Source organism: Pseudoalteromonas sp. SG45-2 (assembly GCF_014164115.1).
Classification (GTDB): Bacteria; Pseudomonadota; Gammaproteobacteria; order Enterobacterales; family Alteromonadaceae; genus Pseudoalteromonas; species Pseudoalteromonas distincta.
In genome coordinates this window covers 1-18,292 of sequence record NZ_JACJEO010000004.1, presented here as the reverse complement: position 1 = coordinate 18,292, position 18,292 = coordinate 1, and the positions used below count along the sequence as shown (strand labels likewise).

Genomic DNA, 18,292 nt, shown 5'->3' with positions numbered 1-18,292 from the left:
TTTGTGAAACCAGCAGCAAGACGTAAAGCACGTATCTTAGCACTCCAAGCCGTTTATTCTTGGCAAATAAGTGGCAATTTAATTGCCGATATCGAACAACAAATGTTGATCGAAACAGACGTTACTAAAATTGATGTTGAATACTTTAAAGATCTAGCGACGGGTGTTGCTGTAAATTACAAGCAACTAGACGAAGCTGTATCACCACATTTAACACGTCCGTTTGATGACTTAGATATGGTTGAGCGTGCAATTTTACGTTTAAGCAGCTATGAGCTTAAGTTCCGTGAAGACGTACCTTATAAAGTTGCTATTAACGAAGGTATTGAGCTGGCCAAAATTTTTGGCGCTGAAGACAGCCATAAATTTGTAAACGGTGTACTTGATAAAGCTGTTAAGCATTTACGCAAGTAAGTAAACCGTTAAAGAGGGGAGCCGGCATAGGCCGGCTTTTTTGTGTATGAAGGAATTTGAATTAATTAACCGCTACTTTAAAGGTCGCGGTATCACCCGTCGTGATGTAAACCTAGGTATAGGGGATGATTGCGCTTTAGTAACCGTTCCACAAAACTGCCAACTTGCCGTTACAACAGACACTCTTGTTGCTGGCGTACACTTTTTTGATGATATTTCCCCTCGTGCATTAGGTCACAGAGCGCTTGCTGTTAATTTAAGTGATTTAGCGGCCATGGGTGCTGAGCCAACTTGGGTTTCAGTTGCGTTAACTTTGCCAAGTATTGACCCACAGTGGATTGAAGAGTTTACTGATGGCATGCATGAAATTGCTGAATATTTTAATGTGCAGATTATAGGTGGCGATACAACTCAGGGCCCACTAACCATCACTATTTGTGCGAAAGGGACTGTACCCGAAGGTACTGCACTTCGTCGTAGTGGCGCAAAAGTGGGTGATTGGATTTATGTTACGGGTCCGCTAGGTGACGCTGGACTTGCAATTGAGTCTCGCAAACAAGGTATAAGTATTGAGCCAGAGCATTTAAAGTACGTAAATAAACGCTTTGACTTTCCAACCCCACGTGTTGCTGCAGGGCAGGTATTACGAGGCCTTGCATCATCGGCTATCGATGTGTCGGACGGCTTAATCGCTGATTTAAGTCATATACTCGATATGTCACAAGTAAGTGCAGTGGTGAATATTGAAAGTATTCCAACTTCAGATGCGATGCAAGCAAGCCTTGATTTTAATCAGCAGCTGCCATTTATTCTCAGTTACGGTGATGATTACGAATTAATTTTTACGGTCCCTGATAGCAATAAGAGTATGTTAGAAATAAAGCTACGCCAGTATGGTGTAGATGCAACATGCATTGGCCAAGTTAAAAGTGGCGATGGCCAAATTGAGCTTTTACACAACGGTGAAAAGTTTGATTTTGAACCGCAGGGTTTTGAGCACTTTGCAAAGGAGCTGGTTTGAACAATAACCGCAAGTTTAATTTAAAGCGTCCACATCAGTTTTTTGGTCTGGGCTTTGGGACTGGGCTTGCCCCTAAAGCGCCCGGTACATTTGGTACATTTGCTGCCTTGCCATTCATTTTTATGACCATGTATTATCCGTTATGGCTGCAAATTGTATTTGCCGTTGTGATCAGTATATTTGGTATATGGGCGTGCGGTAAAACGGCTGATGATTTAGGCGTGCACGATCATCCTGCTATTGTATGGGATGAAGTGGCGGGTTATTACATCACTATGATTGGCGCAGCACTTAACTGGCAAACATTACTCGTAGGTTTTTTGTTATTTCGCTTTTTTGATATAGCAAAACCCGGCCCAATCCGTATGCTAGACAAACGAGTGCATGGCGGTTTAGGTATAATGGCCGACGATATACTTGCGGGTATTTTTTCGCTTATATGTTTACAAGCGTTAATAAAAGTGGGTTTACTGCCCTTTTAATTTTTATATTTGATTTGTTTAACTAGGTGGCAGCAATATGATGCGATTTTTACTGGTTTGTGTACTTATGTTGTGCGCGACGCCAAGTTGGGCTTCAATTACTGATTACGTAGTTAAGCAATGGAATATAAAAGATGGCCTACCGTCGCAATCACTTAAAAGTGTTGTGCAAGATCAGCAAGGCTATATGTGGCTTGGTACGCAATTTGGTTTAAGCCGTTTTGATGGTACAACATTTACAAATTACAACACGCAAAATAGTCCATTCTTGCCTAGTAATGGTGTTAATAAGCTTTTAGTCGATTCTAGTGGTTTGTTATGGGTAGGCACTAAAAGTGGCTTGGTAGTTATTAACCCAGCCACATTTGCAGCACAAGAATTTAATATTAAAGGTCCAGTAAGGGATATTCTTGAGGACTCTAAAGGTAGCATATGGATTGCGGCCAACGGCTTATACTATGTAGATAGAGGGCAAGTTGATTTACGCACTGAAGTAAATGGTCCTCTACCTATTGTTAATGCTACTGTGATCACACAAATAGTTGGCTCTGTTAGCCAAATGGCACTCTCTCCTGAAGGCATTTGGCTGGTTAATGATCGTCATTTATTACGCCTTACAAAAAACTCATCAGATTTTTCTAAACTACGTTTAGAGCTTACCGCAAAAATATCTTTACCAGAGCGCCTAGCGCAAACCATAGTGCACGATTTATCATTTTTAAATGGTAATTTGTATATAGCTTCTGAGCTAGGTGCATACTTTTTAGATTTAGATGACGAGCTAAGACCTTTTCCTCTACCTAATGCAAATAACTCAGCCGTTTATAAGTTTATGAGTGATACCGATGGTGGCTTGTGGGTTTCGACCTATGGACGCTTATTATTCAGAGATAAAACCGGTGAGTGGCAATGGGTAGAGCCTAGCCAACTCGATCAAAGTATATGGTTTGCTGATATTTTTAGAGATGATAAAAATAACGTTTGGTTAGCAAGCTTTAGTGAAGGCTTGTGGCTTGCTCATGAAGGGCGAGTCGAAAGGCATTCAGCAGTTTCAAATATGACCGAATCTGTTATGGCTATTAGCCAAGCACCCGATGGTAAACTGTGGGTTGCGAATAAAAGCGGCATTGGTTATTTCGATTTAGATAAAAGTTTTATTAATTTAGTCCCAAGTAGTAAATATGGATACGCATCAGTACACGATCTACAATTTGATGGTGAGCGATTATATATAGCCACAGGGCGCGGCTTATTTGTTTTTGAAAACAAGACACTTTACACCGTCCCTGGTCGAGCACTTCGCGATAATCCGGTATTTGCAATAAGTCGCTCTAGTAAAGGCGGCTTTTGGATTGGTACCGGACGCGGTTTATATCGATTAAATTATGCTGGTTTAACGCCTTTTGCCTATAACGCTTTTTTAGGTAGTAAGTTTATTACCTACGTATTAGATAAAACAAACTTTGGTGTGATTGGTACTAGTAAGGGCGCATATTACTTTACAGACCGTGGCATTGAAAAAATTGGCGACCAAACAACACTTGAAAGCGCATACGTAACTAGCGTGCTACATATAGATGGCGTGGGTATTTTAATAGGCTCTCTTAACGATGGGCTTTTTTACAGAAGTACGCAAGGGCAATGGCGTCAGCTCGATGCAGCTAATGGTTTACCGTATGGTTCTATATTTAGCCTAGAATATGATGAAAAGTTAAAGCATGTTTGGGTAAGCACCATGAAAGGTGTTTACAGAATGCCTGTAGAGCAATTTAAAACAGAAATAAAAAGCTTAAAAGTTGAAGAAGTAATTTCATCTTTTGACCGTCAACTTGATGGTAAAGCGAATCAATGTTGTAGTGGACTTGGGCATGATGCGGTAGCAGACACCGGAAATTCTATTTGGTACCCAAGCTTACAAGGTGTTGTTGAAATACCTAAAAATGTAGAGCTATTTGGTGTGCTTGCATTAAAGCCAACAATAGAGACAATAACAACGCCACTTCGTCATTTAACTACCGCTGCGCTTGGTAAAAAACCATCATTAGAAACAGACGAGCGTGATATAACGCTAACTTACACAGCTATTGATTACTATGCACCAAACAGCATTGAATTTAGATATAAACTAAGTGGCTTAGATAGTGACTGGCGCTATGCAAATACGCGACGTGAAGCTATTTATACTAACTTGCCTCCTGGCTCGTTTTTGTTTCAATTAGAAGCTAAGCGCCAAGGTGAAGACTGGGCTAAAGCGCAAGATGTAGAATACGGTTTTGTAGTGCCTGAGCGCTTTGACGAAACAATTTACTTTAGGCTTTTAATTACCAGTGGTTTTATTTTGCTTTTTTATCTCATTTTTTGGGTGTTTAGAGCACAAGAACGCAGAAAACAAGAAGCATTAGAGGGCTTAATCACTGAGCGTACCTTAGAGCTTCGCCAAGCTAATGATAAATTAGGCCAAGTGAATTCACAGCTTAAATTAGTGAGTCACTCAGATGAGCTAACAGGGCTACGTAGCCGCCGCTTTTTGTTTGATCAACTCCCTAAAGATATTGAGCACTTTCAACGTAATTCACAGTCGCTGCAGGCACAAGGTAAGTCACTGGTGCTGGTAATTATTAACTTTGATAACTTCAGCCGTATTAACGATGCGTATGGCCCAATTGCAGGTGATAGCTGCTTACAGCAAATGGCTGCATTGTTAAATTCGCGTACGCAGGGCTCTGACTATGTGGCACGTTGGAGTGGTGATGAGTTTTTATTATTATTACGTGACTTTAAATGCAATAAAATAGATAGCTATGCCTCAGAACTTTGTAAAGTAATAGCGGCTAATTCGTTCCAATTACCAAATGGAAAAACAACTAATATCACGGCATCAATTGGTTGGTCATTTTATCCATTACCTTTACTAGGCGGACAGGTAATTAGCTGGGAAACCTCTATTAACTTAGCAGATATAGCACTGCATCAAGTTAAAAAGCGCGGTGGTGATGGTGTGGCTAATATTACGTTTGATGATCAGCTCGATGCATTTGAGTTTGAACAAAACTCTAATGTTGATCAGCAATTAGGTATTTTACAAAGTAATGGCTTGGCAGATATAAAAGTGTGGATGCGATAATGCCCGACCAAGGTTATTGGTCAGGCATGGTGAGGTTAACTCTATTTGTTAAGCCAAGCTGGTAATATTGCAATCGACTCAGGGGCTGTAAATGCCGTACTGGTATCGGCGCTTATATCACCGCCTGCACTGCTTAAAATATTATTAAATCGCATAACCACATTATTTGACTTCTCAGCTACGTATAAATCTGTTCCGGTATACATAATATCAACAGGGTTACCCAGTAGGGTATTTGGACCGCTAATAGTGGTACTTATGTTTACCAAGCCCGATGCAGTTGCTACGTTATTCAATACGTATATTTTGCCATCGTCAGCAACTGCTGCGCTACCAACATCAGAGAGTATTAGCGAGCCACTTAGCGAGTCGTAGTCGATGCCGTGCATGTTGCTTGGTGCTGCTACTGCTGTACCTGCATTTGCTGGCGTTATAAGCCTATCCTCAACTGCAATATTAGTACTACCAGCCATTAGTTTGCTTTTAACTTCGTCAAATACAGCAACGGTTCCATTTGTTAGTGCTACAAAAGCTCGATCAGTGTTTGCATCGTAATCAACATCCCAAGGGCGAGCATCGTTTGCAAACGTAAGCGTCATTAATGGGCTTGCATCCCCTGTGGTGCAAGTTGAAAATATTGAAATGCTTGGAGTATCTGCATTATTTTCTGCAACTAAAATCATACCGCTATCAGAAGCCACATCAAGACCTTTAGGAGATATAAGGCCTGTATTCGAACCAGTAATAATGCTGTCTTGGTTCGTATTATAAGTTTGCCCATCTCTGTTTATTGCCACTTTATTTGAAATAACAATACCGCCAATTGAGGTTGTACTGTTATCGAACGTTGTATAACTATTACCCGCTTTATCAAAAGTTACACTTTCGATAGTTTGACTTGCATTATAGTTGCCAATTTCTGTGTTAAGTTGTGAACTTAATCGACTAATTTGCCCAGTTGTTTCACCTGCAGTGCCCGGATTACTACTTACAGCAACACCTAGCAGCGCCATATTAGCGGTATCACTATCTGAAATATCAGCCATCTCATTTTGTATACCCAGTTTAGTAATTGACTCAGGTTTAATTGTTGAGGTAACTAAATCAGGAGTGATATCGCCGCTCTCACCTGAAAATATATTGCTGAACACAAGAACAGCATCATTTGATTTTTCAGCTACACGTAAGTCACTACCTTCAAGGCTAATATCAACTGGGTTACCAAGCATTGTTGCTGGACCGGCAATACTTCGTGCAACGCTTACTAAGCCCTCTGCAGTTGAAGCATTATTAATTACAAATAACGAACCATCGGTTGCGTCTGAGGCACTGCCTACATCAGACAAAACAAGTTTATTAGTATTTGAGTCATAAACAATGCCGTGAATATTTACAGATATTTGCGTGCCATCATTATTACTTGGAGTAATTGTGCGGCTTGGCATTGCGGCAAATTCACCACCAACAAAATTATCATAAACGGCTACATCACCATTTGTTAGTGCTACATAAAGGCGGTCGTTAGATTCATCATAATCAACATCCCACGGCGCCGCTTCTGTAATAGTTGTGCCTAAAGGCGCTGCATCGCCCGCGGCTGTAGCGCCAAAAGTCGTTACTTGCATTGCGCCAAAGTCAGCAATAAAAACAAGGCCACTCTTTTGTGCTACAGCTATTCCTTTAGGGTTTACCAGTGTTGTGTTAGTACCTGTTATTTCGCGATCTGTATTAGCTGTATAGGTTGCGCCGTCACTACGATTTGCAAGCTGGCAAATAGTTTTAATACTGCCATTTTCGCTGTCGCTTGCTTGCAATAAATTACCTAAGCTATCAAATGCAACGCCTTCGTTAGCTGTTGTATTAAAGGTTTTTAGTTTAGAGGCGTTTTGGTTAATTAAATCGATAGTGCCTGTATTGCTCTCGCCATTGTTTGCCAAAATTAATGTGGCTGATGCAAAACCAGGGTTGCCATTTGTACCGTCGGTACCGTTTTGTCCATCGGTGCCTGCAATACCATCTACGCCGTTTTCACCATCGTCTGAGCTACAGCCTGTAATGCCGATTAATACTGCAAGTGTTAAAGCTGAAAAACTAAGCGTGTGTTTAAGTGTGTTTTTTTGTGTTGAATGAGTTGTTAAATTAGCTTTATTCATCATTTTTACCTTTTAAATATTCCATCAAATGTAGGTAAATAACGCGCTTGCTCATAAGGCATAGACTAAGCGGCACTGATTATTTACATGTTAACCTCATATCAATAACGGCTATAAAATGAAACTGGATGCAAAAAAGTTAAAATTAAAAACAAAAAAAGGAGCCTTGAGGCTCCTTTTTAATAAACTAAGTAAATAGCTTAAGCGATAAACGCCTTAATAGCGTTTAATATTCCTTGCTCGCCTAATCCCATTTCATCGTGCATTTCATCTTGCGTGCCGTGTTTAATAAACTCATCAGGAATACCTAAGTTAAGGATATTAATATCAGCTTTTTGCGTTGCCAAGTATTCATTAACTGCAGAGCCGGCACCGCCAGCAATCGCGTTATCTTCAAGCGTAACAAAGGTATCGTGGCTAGTAGTAAGCTCATTTAAAAGTGCAGTATCAAGTGGTTTAATAAAACGCATATTAACAAGCGTTGCATCTAATTCGTTAGCTGCAAGCTGGGCGTTTTCAAGTAATGTACCGAACGATAAAATGGCAATTTTACTGCCTTTCTTAATTGTATCTGCCTTACCTATTTCGAGCAGTTGCATAGTGCTTTCAATGTCTGCAGTACCTGCGCTACCTCGAGGGTAACGAACTGCAACAGGGCAGTTTTCTTTATAACCGGTGTATAGCATTTGGCGGCATTCGTTGGTGTCGCTTGGTGCCATAATTACCATATTTGGAATACAGCGCATAAAGCTTAAATCGTACGCACCTTGGTGAGTTTCACCATCGGCTCCAACAATACCAGCGCGGTCAATGGCAAATAATACAGGTAAGTTTTGCAGTGCAACATCATGTATTAATTGGTCATACGCACGTTGTAAAAAGCTCGAGTAAATAGCAACAACAGGTTTTAAACCTTCACAAGCAAAACCAGCTGCTAAAGTAACAGCATGCTGCTCTGCAATGGCCACATCAAAGTATTGATCTGGAAACTCTTTAGAAAAACGTACCATGCCAGAGCCTTCGCGCATTGCTGGCGTAATAGCCATTAACTTGCTGTCTTGCTTTGCCATGTCGCATAACCAATCGCCGAAAACTTTTGAAAAAGTAGCAGCGCTAGGTTTAGATTTAGGCAGGCTAGTTGTGCTCGGATCGAATTTTGGTACACCATGGTAGCCAATAGGATCGGCTTCAGCCGGTTTGTAGCCCTTACCTTTTTGCGTTTTTATATGTAAAAGCTGTGGGCCTTTTAAATTACGCATATTACGCAATGTATCTACAAGCATGTTTACATCGTGACCATCAATTGGGCCTATGTAATTTAGGCCTAATTCTTCAAAGAAGGTCCCCGGGATCATCATGCCCTTAATGTGCTCTTCCATTTTACTGGCAAGTTGCTTTACCGGAGGCACACCTGAGAGTAACTTTTTACTGCCTTCACGAATGTTAGTATAAAAGCTACCTGATAAAATTCGGGCAAAGTGATTTGTTAATGCGCCAACATTTTCTGAAATCGACATTTCGTTATCATTTAAAATAATAAGCATGTCTGATTTTACATCGCCTAAATGATTCATCGCTTCAAATGCCATGCCTGCGGTGATAGCTCCGTCACCAATAATGGCTACAGATTTTCGACCTTTGCCTTCTTTTTGGGCGGCAATAGACATACCTAAGGCAGCTGAAATAGAGGTGCTTGAATGACCTACGCTAAACGTATCGTATTGGCTTTCATCGCGAAAAGGAAAAGGGTGCAAACCGTCTTTTTGGCGAATAGTGTGCATTTGGTCGCGACGACCTGTAAGGATTTTATGTGGATAAGCTTGGTGACCCACATCCCAAACTAGGCGATCGTCTGGAGTGTTATAAACATAATGTAGCGCAACGGTTAGTTCAACCGTCCCTAAACCAGACGCTAGATGACCGCTACTTTGCGATACTGAGTTGAGTAAATAATCGCGCAGCTCATTGCTAAATGCAGGGAGTTTGTCTTGCGCTAAGTCACGCAATTGGGCTGGCTCGTCAACCAAATTAAGTAATGGATACTTGCTACTATCAAGTGTCATGGTTTTATATATATCCTTCGCTAACATTAATTCATTCAAAGCTTTTACGAATAATTAATGTTGAGTAATAATGTCAGTGCTAATTGCAATACGTATGAGCAAAAATTAGTGGTCACGCTCAATTAGGTAATTTGCTAGCGACGCAAGAAGTGTTGTGTCAGCATCTATATTTGCCAACGCTTCATGGGCTTGTTGTATTAAATTTTGCGCCTTTTCTTTAGCGCCTAGCATACCTAATAACGCCGGATATGTCGCTTTATTCGCGGCAATATCGGAGCCTTGTGGTTTACCTAAAGTAACCGTATCGCCTTCAACATCTAAAATGTCGTCGTGTACTTGAAACGCCAGCCCTATAGCATACCCAAAAATGCTTAAATTTTCTAAGGTTTGTTGATCTGCCTTTTCACTGCACAGTGCACCAAGTGTAATTGCACAATTAATTAAAGCTCCGGTTTTTAGCTTATGTATTCGCTCAAGCTCTTGTACGGTAATTACTTTATCTGTTGCTGCTATGTCAAGACCTTGTCCGCCTACCATGCCCTCAAGGCCTGATGCGTTGGCAAGCGTAGCAATCATTTTTACTTGTGTTTGCGACGAGCATGTAAATTTGTGATTCGCAATAAGCTCAAAGGCGAGTGTTTGTAGGGCATCACCGGCTAAAATTGCATTTGCCTCGCCAAATTCTATGTGGCAAGTAGGGCGGCCACGGCGTAAGTCGTCATCGTCCATAGCGGGCAAATCATCATGAACTAGCGAATAGCTATGGATACACTCAATTGCAGCTGCAAGTACATGTAAGTCTTGCTGGTTTGCACCGAGCATTTTACCTGTGGCATAAACTAAAAATGGACGTAATCTTTTACCGCCATTAAATAATCCATACTGGGTGGCGTTCTTGACTGTTTCTTCAGTATCGAGAGACTGTTTAAAATGCTGTTGTAAGGTCGCTACTACATCTTTTTGAGCACGTTCGATATAATTATTTATGCTCACAGCTATTCCATATCATTATCAAAATTCGTAAGAACTGACTTTTCGCCATTCCCCATCAAAATTGATACTTTTTGTTCTGCTTGCTGTAATTTACCTGATGAAGCACTTGCTAATGCAATTCCACGCTCAAATTGCTTTAACGATTGCTCAAGCGATAAGTCACCTTGTTCCATGTCACTAACGATTGTAGATAATTCTTCTAGTGCTTGTTCGAAACTTAAGTTTTCAGGTTTTTTAGTCGCCATCTTTATTTCAGCTTACATAATAAATTTAGGGGTCAATTTTAGGGGGAATGCTAAACTAGGTCAAAGGATGATATTGGTTTTTTACCTTTATAACGTTAAATTATATTTCAAGTGTATTAATAAAGCCTTAATAGCGGTCTGTTAGTTTAATAAATCAATTGATAATTAGGTAGCCCTTATAACTTGATCTAAAATAGTGCTAAAGGCTGCTTTTTATGTTTATTTATAAAAATGGCTTAAGCAATTCAATATGTTGCCGATAAGCAGTTAATAATAAAAGTTTATGATAAGGCCATTAAGCATGAAACTTCTGGAGGAAATGTGGATTTAGCAACCATAATCGGGATCCTAGGCGCAATTGGCTTAATTGTCATGTCTATGTTTATGAGTAGTAGCGGTGAAATGGCTATGTTTGCCGATGCTCCTTCTAGTGTAATTGTATTTGGTGGTTCACTTTTCATTGTTTTATCAAATTTCACCATGTCGCAGTTTTTGGGTATAGGTAAAGTTGTTGCTAAAGCGTTTATGTTTAAAATTGAAACGCCAGAAGAACTTATTGAAAAAGCAGTAGAACTTGCTGATTCAGCTCGTAAAGGGGGCTTTTTAGCACTCGAAGAAGCTGAAATCCCAAATCCATTTATGCGCAAAGGCGTCGACATGCTTGTTGATGGCCATGACGCAGATGTTGTTCGCGCCACACTTCAAAAAGACATCTCTTTAACCACTACTCGACATGAAATGGGTGCAGGCTTATTTAAGTCATTAGCCGATATTGCACCAGCAATGGGAATGATTGGTACTCTAATTGGCTTAGTTGCAATGTTATCTAACATGGATGACCCAAAAGCAATTGGCCCGGCAATGGCGGTAGCGCTTTTAACAACTTTATATGGTGCGTTTTTAGCCAATGTTGTGGCAATTCCTATTCAGGTAAAACTTGAACTGCGTAAAGACGAAGAAGCTATGAATCAGCGTTTAATTTTAGATGCTATTTTAGGTATACAAGATGGCCAAAATCCAAAAGTTATCGAAGGTATTTTGAAAAATTACTTAGCTGAATCTAAACGCAAAGTAGATACCGAGGAGTAATTATGTCTGATCAAGAGTGCAAATGCCCACCACCAGGCCTACCAGCATGGATGGGAACGTTTGCCGATTTAATGTCACTGTTAATGTGCTTTTTTGTACTCTTGCTTGCGTTTTCAGAAATGGATGTACTTAAGTTTAAACAAATTGCGGGCTCTATGAAGTTTGCTTTTGGTGTGCAGAATAAAATTGAAGTAAAAGATATCCCTAAAGGTACCTCTGTTATTGCTATGGAGTTTACCCCAGGCAAACCAGAGCCAACCCCAATAGAAACCATTCAGCAGCAAACAGTCGAAATGACTCAACAAATGTTAGAGTTTCAGGCTGGAGATGAAAGCTCAGCTGGCGGCAGGCAAGAACAACGCGGGGATAAACGTGGTGGCGAATCTCGTAGTACTTCTCAAGAGCAATCGTCAGAGCAAGCAACTTCAGCGGCCGATCAGGAACAAACTAACGAGCTCGTTAAAAAAATCGCGCAGCAGCTTGAAAAGCAAATAATAGATGGTGCAATTGAGCTTGAATCTTTAGGGCAGCAAATAATTATTCGTATTAGAGAGAATGGTTCATTTCCTTCGGGTAGTGCATTTTTACAACCTAAGTTTAAACCCATAATTCAAGATATTGGTGTACTGTTAAAAGATGTACCTGGCGAAATAACTGTATCTGGCCATACCGACGATTTTCAGGTATCGAATGAGCTATATATTAATAATTGGGACTTATCGTCAAAGCGAGCTGTAGCTGTAGCAAGCGAGCTGCAAACGGTGCAAGGGTTTGATAAAAACCGCATGATGGTAGTGGGGCGAGCTGATACTCGTCCACTTGTTCCAAACGATTCAAATGAAGATCGCCGAAGAAACCGTCGAGTAGAAATATCAATCCTGCAAGGTAAGGCTAAAGAGTCTGCTCCTATTGATGTGCGCTAAGTTATTGCTTGTGTTATATTTCACTATGTTTGTTTTGATTTAAGGTACTTAATTGCCTTAAGTATCTTGGCAATTTCGTCATTTTAGCTTACAGTACATTTCCTTAACATATGTAATGGAGTGCCTGTGAAAATAATCAATAAATATTGCGACATGCCGGGTAATGGTGATGGTACTGATGACGATAAAAAAACAAAATAGGGCAGAGTATTTTGCCTGAATGGTTTTTATATATTGTTAGTATTTTAAGCAAAAGCTGGGTTTTAATGCTAAGTCCGGCTATTTTTATATTTTTTGTATTTAAAGATCGCCTAGCCTTTCGATTTGTATTACTTACCGCAGCTTTTTTCCTCTTTGGTAACCTAACTGCTTCAAGCCTACGAGCGTTTGATGACATTTATATTTATCGTTATTTAGTTTGGGCGATCACAGATATTATTTGGATGGCACTTATAGCTTACTGGGGTATAAAGGATAAAGTTTATTTATGGCAATGTGTTATTGGGCAACTAGTTGTTATTGGCGCACCTATATTACAACTATTCCGATTAGTTGACCGCCATTTGTGGGATTTAGCTTACAGTACCGTTATTTATCAGACCCTAATGCCATTTATCAATATTGCCACGGTGGTTGTATGCTATTTACCTTTAATTATCCTTTTCACTAAGCAAGGTAGTGTAAAGTCAAAAATAGAAAACTCCCCACCTTCAATATAGCTGTGCTAAACTACTGTTTATATAAACAGTGAGTGAGCGACTCCCATGAAACTCTACATTGCAGAAAAACCATCACTAGGCAGAGCAATTGCTGATGCCTTACCAAAACCACATAAAAAACATGATGGTTATATAGAAGTCGCTAATGGCGATTGTGTATCGTGGTGTATTGGGCATTTGCTAGAACAAGCAGAACCCGATGACTATGATGAGCGCTTTAAAAAATGGCAGTTTGAACACTTACCTATAATACCTAAACAGTGGAAGTTAAAAGCCAAAACCAAAACTCGCAAACAGCTCACTGTTTTAAAAAAATTAATTAAACAGGCCTCGCAACTTATTCACGCTGGCGATCCAGACCGTGAAGGCCAGCTACTAGTCGATCAAGTAATAGAAGAAGCCAAAATAAGTCAGGCTAAAAAGCAGAGTACGCAACGTTTACTCATTAGTGATTTAAATTTGTCCGCAGTAAAAAAATCACTGGGTACTATGCGTTCTAATCGAGATTTTATTCCGTTAAGTGTATCTGCTTTAGCGCGCTCTCGTGCTGATTGGCTATTTGGTATGAATTTAACGCGTGCATACACACTAGCAGGGCAAAAAGCAGGGTTTGGTAATGTACTTTCGGTAGGGCGAGTACAAACCCCTATTTTAGGTCTTGTTGTTAATAGAGATAACGAAATAGCGAACTTTGTATCTAAGCCTTTTTACGATGTATTGGCGCATTTGCTTACTCCTGATAATCAACCATTCATAGCTAAGTGGGTTCCAAGCAAAGCATGTGAGCCACATCAAGATGAAGAAGGGCGAATACTTAACAAAGCTCTTGCAGAAAACGTTGCTTCACGTATTACAAAGCAAAGTGCTGAGCTTACTTTACTCGACCAAAAACAAAAAAAGCAAAGTGCTCCATTACCTTATAATTTATCTGCTCTGCAAATAGATGCTGCTAAAGCATTTGGTATGCCAGCTCAAAAAGTATTGGATATTTGCCAAATACTTTACGAACGTCATAAACTAATTACTTACCCACGCTCAGATAATCGTTATTTACCTAAAGATCACCATCAAGAAGCATCTGCTATTTTAAAGGCAATAAGTGCAAATGGGGGGCAAAGCAGTGAATTAGTAAACGGGGCTGATGTAAAAAAGCATAGTAAATGTTTTAACGATTCAAAAGTAGCTGCCCATCATGCCATTGTGCCTACGGCTAAGCAGTTAAAGTCAGCGAGTTTGAGCGGTGACGAAGCAAAGGTATATCAATTAATAAGCCGTCATTACTTAATTCAGTTTTATCCCGACTATATATATAACGAAACTAAAGCTGAGGTAATTATTGCTGGTGGGCTTTTTAAGGCAAATGCAAAGCAAGATGTAAGCTTGGGTTTTAAGGTGTTAATGGGTAAATCTGAATTAAAAGATGAAGCCTCGCTACCTCCTTTAACAAAAGGTATGCCTCTTTTTTGCGATAAAGGCGAAGTAGTCGAAAAGCATACATCACCCCCTGCTTATTTTACCGATGCCACATTGTTGGCTGCGATGACGGGCATTAGCCGTTATGTTAAAGATCCACAAATTAAAAAAGTATTAAAAGACACTGATGGTTTAGGTACGGAGGCAACACGTGCGGGAATAATCGAGTTGCTATTTAAGCGGCGTTTTTTAAAACGTGAAGGTAAGTCAATTAGAGCGACCGAAACGGGACTTGCTCTTATTAGCGTATTACCACAAGGTTTAGCGAGTCCTGATTTAACCGCAAAGTGGGAGTCGAGCTTAGGTGATATTGCACAGCAGGCAATGAGTTATCAGCAATTTTTACAGCCTTTACTTGCTGACCTAAATGGGTTTGTTCAATTAGCAGCAAACTGCGATAGCAATGCATTTGCGAAGTTACCAAAAACCTCACCTAAAAAACGTTTTGCTAAACGAGGTGGAAAAGCGACCTTTAAAAAGTCGAGTTATAAAAAAAGCTCTGTTGCTAGTTAGCAACAGAGCTTTTTTATTAAACGATATTACTCAACCTGAACTCTGTTTGAGATAGATTTATTATCCAGAATTCAGGTTACTTATTAAATAAAGCAACAGCAGCGTTACTCATTGCTTTTATTCCAGTAGGAATAGCAACTTTATAATCTGGTGCAAATTTACTAGAGTGTAGAGAAGGGAGTACCTCACCTGTTTTTATTGAATCTGCATATTGTGCTTGGTTTACGCCTCCTAGCCAAAAGAGGGTGATAGGGATATTTTCATCGGTGCGCCCGTATAGGCCAAAATCTTCACCCGCCATTACAGCTTGTGTTTCAAGTACATTAGTATCGCCAATTGCGCTGGCAATAGAGTTTCTAACAATGTCTGTTTGTGCAGGGTTATTATAAGTAGATGGAATCGATTCATCTTCATGTACATATATTACAGGGTAGTTAGATTCATTTAAGCCAGCACTTTGTGCAATACCTGCGGTGATTCGTTTTATTGCTGCTATTTGAGCGCTTCTTACATCGGGGTTATAGCTTCTAAGAGTGAGTTGTAGTTTTACTTCATCCGAAATCACATTATGTTTTGAGCCACCATGAATAGACCCCACTGTAATCACAGAAGGCTCAAGCGGTGAAAGCTCTCGGCTTGTGATTGTTTGCAAAGCAAGTACAGTGCGTGCAGCTATAACCACTGGGTCTATAGTTGTATGAGGGTAAGCACCATGACCACCTTTACCTTTAATTGTAATATCGACAGAATCTACACTTGCCATCGTGTATTCATTTTTCATTGATACCTTACCAGCGGGGACGCTAGCGCTTACATGTAAAGCAATTATATGATCAGGTTTTGCATATTTACTAAATAGTCCTTCGCTTAACATCGCTTTAGCACCCCCACCTACTTCTTCTGCAGGCTGTGCAACCATCATTAATGTACCTTGCCACTGTTTTTTATGAGCAATTAACTGCTCTGCAGTTCCAATAAAAGAGCTCATGTGGATATCGTGGCCACAGCCGTGCATTACACCTACTTTTGCACCGTGCTCGTCTATTACTTTGACTTTTGAGGCATAGGATTTTCCTGTTTGCTCAATAATAGGTAAGCCATCAGTATCAGTGCGGATCATTACTGTCGGCCCCTCACCATTTTTATAAATACCAACTACTCCAAAGCCACCTACATTACTTGTTACTTTAAAACCCAGCTGAGTTAATCTATCTGCTATCTTTTTACCTGTTTTTTGTTCGTGATAAGAAAGCTCTGGGGATTGGTGTAAGTCGAGGTAAAACTTTTCAATAGCTGGCATGGCTTTGCTTAAATTCAAATCGAGTCCATTTGCTTGTACTAATGGGCTTGCTAATAAAAGTATTGCACTTAGGTAAGTTAATTTCATATTTTCCCTTATTGTTGAATATGTATACCGAGTGATTTAGGTATATGACTTGTAATTATTATGTTCACCACCATATAAAAACCTAAATAGACGAATATGGCAATCAATTCAATGAGCAACATAGTTAGTATTAATGCGCAAAACCTTCAACAAGTACTCGGTGAAACATCACAACAAAAATTGGTGTTGCTTAACTTTTTCTCTCCTCAAAGTCCTGACTGCATCGGACAGGCTGCAATTTTAGATAAAGTAGCAGCAGAAAATGCAAGCTATATAGTAGTAGCAAACTTAGATTGCGATGCAGAACAAGCACTCGCTTCTCAACTTGCGCAACAAGTTGGTCTGCAAACACTGCCTACGCTTGTATTATTAAAAGACTCCGCACCAGTAGATTTACTTGCAGGTGTTCAAAGCGAAGCGCAAATACGCGAAGCCCTAGCAAAGCATTTACCTGCGCAACAAGACTTACTATTAGAGCAAGCAAAGCAAGCGTTATTAAAGTCAGATTTAAATGCTGCATTTAATTATGCAAAGCAAGCTTATGAAATAGACAGCGGTAATGCACGTATCAAGTTAGTGCTAGCAGACATATGTATTCAAATTCACAAGGTAGATGAAGCGCAAGCGCTTATAAATACAATAGATGCACAAGAGCAAGATGCTTACTTTAATAATATAAAAGCAAAATGCGAAGCCGCGCTTGAAGCAAAAGATTCACCAGAGATTAAAGAAAAGCAACAACAAGTAGAAAAGTATCCAAATGACTTAGAATTAAAAGAAGAGCTCAGTATTTTACTTAATGAAGCAGGCAGAAAAGAAGAAGCATTGGATGTACTGTTTACAGTTCTCCAAAAAGATCTGAACTTCAACGAAGCAAAACCAAGCTTTTTAGCCATTATTGCCTCTTTACCTGATGGCGACGCACTCGCAGCTAAGTATCGTCGCAAGTTATACAGTATTTTATACTAGGGTCTGTTGCTCTTTGCGGATTGAAATTTGTTCAAACTAGGGGGTGTTTAATCGCGGCGCGAGATTTGTAACCTAGTGGGCTAAGTAAAAACCGAGTAACAAAGAGTAAATAGCCCCTAGGAAGAACCCTTTGGGCAGCGCCTGTTTGGCATTAATGCTACGTTATCGCCTATTTATGGGGAGTAACCACACTACATAGGCTCTGCCTTGCCTGAATACCAAACAGGCTGCTGCAAATTTAACATTGAAAGATAAACAGACCCTAGATTCTAATAACTATTACTTTTGAGAAGCACCTAAATAAGGTGCTTTTTGCATTTTTAAGGTTTTAATTAATATCTTTAGTATGGTTTAGCTATGTAAAAACAAGAGTTATCAACAGGGTTTTGTGGGTAACTTGTGTTTATCGTGTGTGCTTGCTTGGGGCTTAATTTTAATTACTATTTTATGCAAATAACGCTTGCGTAAAATCCGCCGCTCCCTATAATGCGACCCCACTGAGACGGGATATGGCGACGCGCAGCGGACGAAGCATAGCGAGGCACGAAATGCTCAGAGAGTTAAATAAAACTTCGGTTTTAAATCTTCTAAAAAGAAAATTTAAAACAAAGTGTTGACTCGAAAAATAAAGGGTGTATTATTCGCATCCCTTGAGACGCTAAAGCGACTCAAAACGTTCTTTAACAATATAAAGCAATCATCTGTGTGGGCACTCGTACAGATT

14 protein-coding genes are annotated in these 18,292 nt (G+C 39.9%); 9 read left to right on the top strand and 5 right to left on the bottom strand.

Annotated features, from left to right (window positions below; translation table 11 throughout):
- The first annotated feature begins 3 nt into the window (after positions 1-3).
- Genes nusB through H5116_RS03370 form a run of 4 tightly spaced genes read left to right on the top strand, consistent with a single transcriptional unit; the run spans position 4 to position 5,041 of the window.
- Positions 4-414 carry a transcription antitermination factor NusB gene (gene nusB / locus H5116_RS03385; protein ID WP_002961751.1) on the top strand — a complete coding sequence of 137 codons (411 nt, stop codon included), beginning with the start codon at positions 4-6 and terminating at the stop codon, positions 412-414.
- Positions 415-460: 46 nt separating this feature from the next.
- Positions 461-1,435: a thiamine-phosphate kinase gene (gene thiL, locus H5116_RS03380; RefSeq protein WP_024596289.1), complete on the top strand. Its 975-nt coding sequence runs from the start codon at positions 461-463 to the stop codon at positions 1,433-1,435.
- Entirely contained in the window at positions 1,432-1,917 is a 486-nt protein-coding gene (locus H5116_RS03375) for a phosphatidylglycerophosphatase A (protein WP_182196916.1), read from the top strand. The genes thiL and H5116_RS03375 overlap by 4 nt, the downstream gene beginning before the upstream one ends.
- A 37-nt stretch (positions 1,918-1,954) precedes the next feature.
- Entirely contained in the window at positions 1,955-5,041 is a 3,087-nt protein-coding gene (locus H5116_RS03370; RefSeq protein WP_002961745.1) for a ligand-binding sensor domain-containing diguanylate cyclase, read from the top strand.
- Positions 5,042-5,082: 41 nt separating this feature from the next.
- On the opposite strand, the gene H5116_RS03365 is transcribed toward H5116_RS03370, so the two are convergent.
- The 4 genes from H5116_RS03365 to H5116_RS03350 all read right to left on the bottom strand — a co-directional run bounded on the left by H5116_RS03365 (position 5,083) and on the right by H5116_RS03350 (position 10,495).
- The gene (locus tag H5116_RS03365) at positions 5,083-7,194 is read right to left on the bottom strand and encodes a hypothetical protein (RefSeq protein ID WP_154903652.1); all 2,112 of its coding nucleotides are present in this window, start codon (positions 7,192-7,194) and stop codon (positions 5,083-5,085) included.
- Positions 7,195-7,394: 200 nt separating this feature from the next.
- Positions 7,395-9,257 carry a 1-deoxy-D-xylulose-5-phosphate synthase gene (gene dxs, locus H5116_RS03360; RefSeq protein WP_182715564.1) on the bottom strand — a complete coding sequence of 621 codons (1,863 nt, stop codon included), beginning with the start codon at positions 9,255-9,257 and terminating at the stop codon, positions 7,395-7,397.
- Positions 9,258-9,362: 105 nt separating this feature from the next.
- Positions 9,363-10,250, bottom strand: a complete 888-nt coding sequence (gene ispA / locus H5116_RS03355; protein WP_182694442.1) for a (2E,6E)-farnesyl diphosphate synthase — start codon at positions 10,248-10,250, stop codon at positions 9,363-9,365.
- A gap of 2 nt (positions 10,251-10,252) precedes the next feature.
- Positions 10,253-10,495, bottom strand: coding sequence for an exodeoxyribonuclease VII small subunit (locus H5116_RS03350; protein ID WP_002961738.1), 243 nt, complete (start codon positions 10,493-10,495; stop codon positions 10,253-10,255).
- A gap of 321 nt (positions 10,496-10,816) precedes the next feature.
- On the opposite strand from H5116_RS03350, the gene pomA reads away from it, so the two are divergent.
- The 4 genes from pomA to H5116_RS03330 all read left to right on the top strand — a co-directional run bounded on the left by pomA (position 10,817) and on the right by H5116_RS03330 (position 15,212).
- Complete coding sequence (pomA, locus tag H5116_RS03345; RefSeq protein WP_024597197.1) at positions 10,817-11,584, top strand: flagellar motor protein PomA; 768 nt, start codon at positions 10,817-10,819, stop codon at positions 11,582-11,584.
- Positions 11,585-11,586: 2 nt separating this feature from the next.
- Positions 11,587-12,507 carry a flagellar motor protein MotB gene (locus H5116_RS03340; protein WP_024597196.1) on the top strand — a complete coding sequence of 307 codons (921 nt, stop codon included), beginning with the start codon at positions 11,587-11,589 and terminating at the stop codon, positions 12,505-12,507.
- A gap of 212 nt (positions 12,508-12,719) precedes the next feature.
- A complete protein-coding gene (locus H5116_RS03335; protein ID WP_182715563.1) occupies positions 12,720-13,226 on the top strand; it encodes a hypothetical protein in 507 nt (168 codons plus the stop codon).
- 45 nt (positions 13,227-13,271) lie between these two features.
- A complete protein-coding gene (locus tag H5116_RS03330; protein WP_182715562.1) occupies positions 13,272-15,212 on the top strand; it encodes a DNA topoisomerase III in 1,941 nt (646 codons plus the stop codon).
- Positions 15,213-15,288: 76 nt separating this feature from the next.
- On the opposite strand, the gene H5116_RS03325 is transcribed toward H5116_RS03330, so the two are convergent.
- The gene (locus H5116_RS03325; protein WP_149606414.1) at positions 15,289-16,599 is read right to left on the bottom strand and encodes a M20 family metallopeptidase; all 1,311 of its coding nucleotides are present in this window, start codon (positions 16,597-16,599) and stop codon (positions 15,289-15,291) included.
- 111 nt (positions 16,600-16,710) lie between these two features.
- Here H5116_RS03325 and H5116_RS03320 point away from each other — a divergent pair, with 111 nt between their 5' ends.
- Positions 16,711-17,568, top strand: coding sequence for a tetratricopeptide repeat protein (locus H5116_RS03320; protein WP_182715561.1), 858 nt, complete (start codon positions 16,711-16,713; stop codon positions 17,566-17,568).
- The last annotated feature ends 724 nt before the right edge of the window (positions 17,569-18,292 follow it).

Bases quoted from the DNA above. Each gene is read 5' to 3' on its own strand.
- H5116_RS03325 (WP_149606414.1), bottom strand. From the start codon at position 16,599: ATGAAATTAACTTACCTAAGTGCAATACTTTTATTAGCAAGCCCATTA.
- thiL (WP_024596289.1), top strand. From the start codon at position 461: ATGAAGGAATTTGAATTAATTAACCGCTACTTTAAAGGTCGCGGTATC.
- dxs (WP_182715564.1), bottom strand. From the start codon at position 9,257: ATGACACTTGATAGTAGCAAGTATCCATTACTTAATTTGGTTGACGAG.
- H5116_RS03330 (WP_182715562.1), top strand. From the start codon at position 13,272: ATGAAACTCTACATTGCAGAAAAACCATCACTAGGCAGAGCAATTGCT.
- H5116_RS03320 (WP_182715561.1), top strand. From the start codon at position 16,711: ATGAGCAACATAGTTAGTATTAATGCGCAAAACCTTCAACAAGTACTC.
- H5116_RS03370 (WP_002961745.1), top strand. From the start codon at position 1,955: ATGATGCGATTTTTACTGGTTTGTGTACTTATGTTGTGCGCGACGCCA.
- H5116_RS03340 (WP_024597196.1), top strand. From the start codon at position 11,587: ATGTCTGATCAAGAGTGCAAATGCCCACCACCAGGCCTACCAGCATGG.
- H5116_RS03365 (WP_154903652.1), bottom strand. From the start codon at position 7,194: ATGAATAAAGCTAATTTAACAACTCATTCAACACAAAAAAACACACTT.
- H5116_RS03350 (WP_002961738.1), bottom strand. From the start codon at position 10,495: ATGGCGACTAAAAAACCTGAAAACTTAAGTTTCGAACAAGCACTAGAA.